This is a genomic window from Lactobacillus psittaci DSM 15354 (assembly GCF_000425905.1).
Lineage (GTDB): Bacteria > Bacillota > Bacilli > Lactobacillales > Lactobacillaceae > Lactobacillus > Lactobacillus psittaci.
In genome coordinates this window covers 1-6,476 of sequence record NZ_AUEI01000017.1, presented here as the reverse complement: position 1 = coordinate 6,476, position 6,476 = coordinate 1, and the positions used below count along the sequence as shown (strand labels likewise).

Here is a 6,476-nt window from a genome sequence, read left to right as displayed (position 1 = left end):
CCTTCGATAGTTATATTTTACGGTGAAAGAGTCAAATAGTCAAACAATGAATATAAGGCTCTGACATACTTTGAAGTAAATCTATTTTTACGCAAAAAAACAGTTGTTCGCAAAACGAAGTTCAGGTAAAATGTTGGAATGGAGCTTAGTTAAGGCGTCCCCTCCGGCTTGTTTTAAAAGAAAGTAGGTGATGCGTATGGTTCAAGGTAATCATACTCAACTGAAATCTAAAAGAAGGAGGATGTCGTATTGGATTGGGCAAAAGTCTTAATAGACTTAGCTCATTTGCTTCTTGATGTGATTATCTATCGCGGTAATCGTAAACGCCAAGAAGCAAAGAAAAACGACCGTCTTAGCTCTGCCAAGCTGATGGTCGTTTTTGTTATCATAACTAAAAAATAGCCGGAGGTGGACGCTTAAGCTCCAGAGGTATCACAAAAGTGATACCTCTTTTTTTAACCTTCGATAGTTATATTTTACGATGAGATATTAATACAGTCAATTATAAAATACCTTATTTGAATTGGCTCAAAGTCCTGATTGACCTAGCGCATCAAGAAGCAAAGAAAAACGACCGTCTTAGCTCTGCAAAGCTGATGGTCGTTTTTGTAACAATTATTAAAAAATAGCCGGAGGTGGACGCTTAAGCTCCAGAGGTATCACAAAAGTGGTGCCTCTTTTTTTAACCTTCGATAATTATATTTTACGGTGAATAAATTAAATAGTCAATTTATCCCAATAAAAAAGCCCTCACACTTGTGAGGACTACTTATTAAGCCTTGTTTTCATCAGTCTCTAACTTGTGCTTTTTCAAGTTAGAATAGTCGATTGGATCGACGCGCTTAATATAACTAGGAGCGGGACGACCTAAAATTAATGGCACCCGTTCGACAACAGTATCTGCATAGTCTAAGCCGAACCAACTTGCTGGGTTAGAAGAATAATTCTGTAAACCAACCCGTGCTTGGATAATCCATTTTTCGTAGTTGGTTAACTCAGTTTGCGGACTAACTACGTCTTGCACAATGACAAAGCTGAAGTCACCAACATCTCGTCCTGGAGTGGTGGTGTATTCTTGTGGTTGTGATTCAATTGTGCCATCGGCAATTAAGTCATGAATAATCTGCCGCAAGTAAACATTCACACTAGTCTGTTTCTTAAATCCGAGGTAGAGCTGAATGTTAATCACGTTCTTAGTGCCATAAGTATTAACTGCGTATTCCGCGGTGAATGGCTCGTTGGTGACATTTACTGTTACGAACCAGTAAGCTTTAGCCCGTTTAGGGCGCTTATCTAAGATTGAGTAAAGCACTTCACGTTTGATGAACTTATTGTACTTAACCTTAGCCATGTAAACTAAGTTAGTGGCATAAGTTGGGTAATTTTCATCGTGGCTTAAAGCTGTCAGCATCGCAGTATATTCGTCTAAACGAACATAAGAATTACGTGATTCACGTTTGTCGCGTACCTTGTTACCAAAATACCAAATGTACATAACAATTCCGATGAAGCCAGCGATAATTACAGTAACATAACCTCCGTGAACAAATTTAATCAAACTTGAGATTAAAAACATTACTTCTAATGCTGCAAAGAATAACAAGAAGAGATAGCGCAAGATATGTGGTACGCCAATCTTATTAAGGTATTCAAAGAGCAAAATCGTGGTCATTAACATCGTAACCGTAATGGCCAGACCATAAGCTGATTCCATGTGTTCTGAAGTTTGGAAGAAGAAGACTACTGCAATCGTAGTAAAACCAAGCATCTTGTTGACTGAAGGAATGTAAATTTGTCCTTGTTCAGTTGTAGGATACATGATGTTCATTCTTGGTAAAAACTTCAGCTGGATAGTTTCAGAAACTAAGGTAAATGACCCAGTAATCAAAGCTTGTGAAGCAATAATGGCTGCCATGGTTGCTAAGATAATGGCAAAAATCCGCATGCCTTCAGGAACTAGTTGATAGAAGGGGTTAAAGTCGCCAGTTGTGGTGAAGCCCTTGTGATTCAAAATCCAAACCCCTTGACCAAGGTAGTTCAAAGCCAAGCAAACAAAGACATATGGCCAAGAACCAATGATGTTCTTCTTACCGACATGACCAACATCAGAATAAAGGGCTTCAGCCCCAGTTGTTGCTAAGAAGATAGAACCTAAAATAAAAATCCCAACCTTATTAGCAGGACTAAACAGCACCTTCACGGCATAGACTGGATTTAAAGCTTGTAAAATTGACCAGTCGCCAGCCATATTGATTAAGCCGACTATTCCCAAAAAGCTGAACCAAACTAGCATAATTGGACCAAATGCCTTACCAATAATGCTGGTTCCCATTCTCTGAATCATAAAGAGCAAGAGCAAAATGCAGACGGTAATAAAAATAACCATTGCCTGCGTAGAAACAATGACGCTACCGCCAAAGTCCATTCCCTTTAGTCCTTCAATTGCAGTAGTTACAGTTACGGCCGGGGTCAGTGCGCCGTCGGCTAAAATCGCTGCCCCACCAACTAAAGCTGGAATTACTAGCCACTTAGCACGTTTACGCACCAAAGCATAGAGGGCGAAGATTCCACCTTCACCGTGGTTAGTCGCTCTTAAGGCAATAATTACGTACTTAAGTGTCGTTAAGAGGGTAACAGTCCATAGAATTAAAGAAATGGAACCCAAGATTAATTCCCGGTTAATTTGGCCCATTCCACCGTTACCAGCCACAATTGACTTCATAACATATAGTGGACTAGTTCCGATATCGCCATAAACAATCCCAATTGCGATTAATAAACCAGATAAGGTTAATCGATCACGCTTTTTTAAACTCATTTTCTAACCCTTTCATTTTGAAAAAGCCTTTTAACAAAAAAAGAATGCCAATTGACATTCTTTCTTGCCCCAAGTTTTAGGACAAAGACTATGACCAACTTCCTGGAACTTGACGACGTTCAGCTTCATACCAGTTATCCCAGTCTTCGAAAGTAGCAAAGTCTTCTGGATTAATCTTGCTCTTAGCTACAATTTCTTCAAGTAAGCTCTTGAAGTTGTAGTCATGGATATTTAAGACATGCTTCACTAATTCTTTACGTGAGAAGTTAATATTGCTGAGTAGGTATGTGTTAATGTCTAAAATGTTTCCCTTCTTATCAAAAGAACCCATGATTTCAAGGTCATTTTCGTTGTACTTTGCAATGTAGAAGTTAGCAAAGTTTTGTAAATATGCTGGTTCTTCCTTGAATTCAGACTTAGGCATTTCCACCCGGTTAGCTTCAGGCATTACAACTTCAAATTCATCTGTTTTTTTGTTATTTTCTTCAGCCAAGGTAGTACTCCTTTACTTGCTTAATTAGATATAAATAAAATCACTTGTAATTCTACCGAGAAATAGGTATAAAATCAACTATTTTAAGGCTTGAGATAGTTTTCAACGTCACTCTTAGTGATGTCGTTAGGGGTCTTGTGGCCTTGAGTAGTTGCATAACGATACAAATTAATTAAATCTTGTGGACTCCAAGGATTTGGACTAATCCCTAAAGCCTTCAAGCGATTTCTAATTTGATCTTGAGTTGATAATGAAACGTTGCTTCCATTAACAGTGTGGTCATTTTCAGAGTAGCGACTATCTGAACTTGAGCTTGCAGCATTAGAACTAGTACTTGACTTAGCGCTAGCCTTATTTTCCTTTGCTTCCTTTAACTTCTTCTTGTCAGCTTTAATAGAAGCTTCGGCATCTTTCTTAATTGCTTGGTAGTATTTACCATTAATATAACTTAATTCTAGAATTTCTTCATAATTATTGATAGCTTTTTGCCAGTCTTTATTAGCTTCAGCTTTTTGAGCGGCATCTTGTAAAGGTTGAATTTCGTTTTCGTAGTTTTCTTCTACCTTAGTTAAAGTAGTTTTTAATTCCTTACCCTTAGTAGTTAATACTTGATAGCCAGCCTTAGCATCAATTACCTTTTGCACACTAGTTAAGGCAGTAGTGTAGTGAGCCCGCTTAGCATAAGTAATTGCATCTGACATATTCTCAGCTTGCTTAGCATAAGTCTTAGCTTCACTAGTAGCCTTCAATTCATAAGCGTGGTTAAAGTGATCAGCAGCATCATCATACTTTTCTTCCTTAGCAGCATCTTTGCCTTGACTCATTTGAGTTGCATAAGCAGAAGTAGAGACGTTAGTGTGATTACTTGATTCGTGGTTATAGAAGACAAAACCACCACCAGCAATCACAATTACTGCGATAATAATTGACCAAATTACAGATTTCTTCATTAAAAATACCTCCCAATTAGGATCCAATGAAATCTCATCCACATTATAACAAAAGAGCACGTAGTTAAAAAATAGGAAAGTCAGAAAGAATGGAGTTTATCCTCAATCTGTAAATAAAGGAAGTGAAAAGAGTAATCAAAAGTAAAAGAAATGTGTTATTATATAGAAGAACAAGCTAATGAAATGATTAGGTTGGGTACATAGGGATAAAATCAAAATTTTTTGAAAAAACTTTTTATCTAGTAGATAAAAAGCAGAGCTTTGGAGGAAATGTTGATATTTCAACAGTTTTGCTTAATACAACATCTTCATTTGAGGGATGTAGTTTCAAAAAAGTTTGAATTTTTCGTGTAAAAATTACGTACTTACTTTGATTTTTTTGTGGCTTGCGGTATAATAACTCACGTGGTAAGTAATAGGACTTTGCAACGAGGTTGCATCCTGGCCCGTAGCATTTCTCTTGCCGTTTAATCGCGGTTTTGCTGATGGCTCCCTTGACTTCTTAGCTCTTTTTTCTCGCTATCTGTCATTGCCTATTGCGCGTTATGCTGAATATATTGGATTTTTTAAAGGAGGACATGACCACATGAAGAGAAATATTAGAATCGCTAGCGCAGCTGCTGCAGCTTTATTAGCTGTCGCTCCTGTCGCTGCTAATGTTGTTAATGTCGCAAATGCCGACATCGTTAACCCAGATCACGGTTCAACTACTACCCCTACTGATAACAAGGTAAACGTTACTGCTGACACTGTTACTGTAAACAGCAACAAGATTGCTGATACTCCAGTAGTTGGTTCAAGTGCAATTAAGTTTGACAAGGAAGGCTTTGGTGTATCAACTATTGCCCCAGTTGCAAACTGGTACGACAGCCTTGACAAGGCACAAAATGCTGTTGCAAGTAACTCATCAGCTGAATCAATGAATCCAGCAAACACTACATTAGAAACTGGCAAGACATACTACCAAGTATTATCAGTTACTGTAACCACTCCAAAGGCAAGAACTGCTTATGTATTAAATGGGCAATCAAAGACTTCATCAGACAGTAGCCTTGTAACTGATATTAGAGTTATTGTTCCAGTTAAATACGTTGATAGCAATGCATGGGGCAACCCATACTTCACTTACAACGGCTCAGTATACAACGACGGCGCAGTTGTAAACGCAACTTACACTTACAATGACCCAACTATTAAGTCAATCGCATCAATGATTTCAACTTTTGATCACGGTATGAAGTTGGCATTCCACAACAACTCAACTGATACTCAAGATCGCACTATCAGCTGGGGCGATGCACAACGCTTTGTATACGACTCATTAAAGAAGCAAAACGTTGAAGGTTTGGCAGACTCATTTGACAAGCAAAATGGTGATGCTAAGCTTAACCTTCCAAAGGGTGGCTTCTACGTTGATGTAACTGGTACTAATGCTGACAACGGCAAGAAAGCTACTGTACGTATTGTCTTTGCAGGCAAGAAGGCAGATGCTTCATTATACCCAATCATTTCTTACAAGAATCAACCAGTAGCACAAGGTGATGCAACTACTGACAAGCCACTTAACGTTAACAAGACTGTTTACGTAAAGCTTGGTTCAGACTTCAACTTGACTAAAGACATTACTGCTGTATTTAGTTCAAAGAACAACGCAACTTTGGAACAAGTTACTGTTGACAAGGGTAACACTAATGTTGATACTTCAAAGCCAGGTATGTACAAAGCTACTGTTAAGGCAACTAACGTAGATGGTTACACTACTACTTGGACTTACAATGTTGTTGTTAAGAATGCTGATGGCGAATTCCAAGGCACTATCCACTACGTACCAGGTTACGGTGTAAACGTATGGTCAATCTTACCTTCAGACCAAGTTGCATTTACTGGTTCACGTATTGCTCACGGTACTCAAGTAACTGTTTACGGTGACCAAACTATTAACGGTGTTAAGTACTACGCAATTAACAAGGACAAGACTCAATGGGTACAAGCTGGTTACATTGATGGTGCTTCATCAAACACTGACACTAAGAAGAGCGACAACGGTGAAGAAGCTGTTTCAGGTGTAGCAACTGTTCGTTACAACGGTAAGGGTGGCGTTAAGTTGCTTAACTCAGAAGGTAAGTACCAAGACCAAGTAGTTAACAACGGTTCACGTTGGAAGGTATTCGCTAAGAAAACTATCAATGGTCGTGTAATGTACCGTCTTGGTACT

The 6,476-nt window shown here is 38.5% G+C and carries 5 protein-coding genes; 2 read left to right on the top strand and 3 right to left on the bottom strand.

The features are described from left to right. Positions 1-249 precede the first annotated feature (249 nt). A complete protein-coding gene (locus H628_RS07665) occupies positions 250-402 on the top strand; it encodes a hypothetical protein (protein ID WP_155825164.1) in 153 nt (50 codons plus the stop codon). A 370-nt stretch (positions 403-772) separates the two neighbouring features. On the opposite strand, the gene H628_RS0104115 is transcribed toward H628_RS07665, so the two are convergent. The 3 genes from H628_RS0104115 to H628_RS0104105 form a co-directional block, all read right to left on the bottom strand. Further along, positions 773-2,818 carry a KUP/HAK/KT family potassium transporter gene (locus H628_RS0104115; RefSeq protein ID WP_027825331.1) on the bottom strand — a complete coding sequence of 682 codons (2,046 nt, stop codon included), beginning with the start codon at positions 2,816-2,818 and terminating at the stop codon, positions 773-775. Positions 2,819-2,906: 88 nt separating this feature from the next. Next, the gene (locus tag H628_RS0104110) at positions 2,907-3,266 is read right to left on the bottom strand and encodes a hypothetical protein (RefSeq protein ID WP_236692262.1); all 360 of its coding nucleotides are present in this window, start codon (positions 3,264-3,266) and stop codon (positions 2,907-2,909) included. A gap of 128 nt (positions 3,267-3,394) precedes the next feature. Further along, on the bottom strand, positions 3,395-4,261 hold the full coding sequence (locus tag H628_RS0104105) for a hypothetical protein (RefSeq protein WP_027825329.1): 867 nt from the start codon (positions 4,259-4,261) through the stop codon (positions 3,395-3,397). 586 nt (positions 4,262-4,847) lie between these two features. On the opposite strand from H628_RS0104105, the gene H628_RS07455 reads away from it, so the two are divergent. Further along, positions 4,848-6,476, top strand: a 1,629-nt coding sequence (locus tag H628_RS07455; protein ID WP_051237962.1) for an SLAP domain-containing protein, incomplete at its 3' end; no start/stop codon positions are given.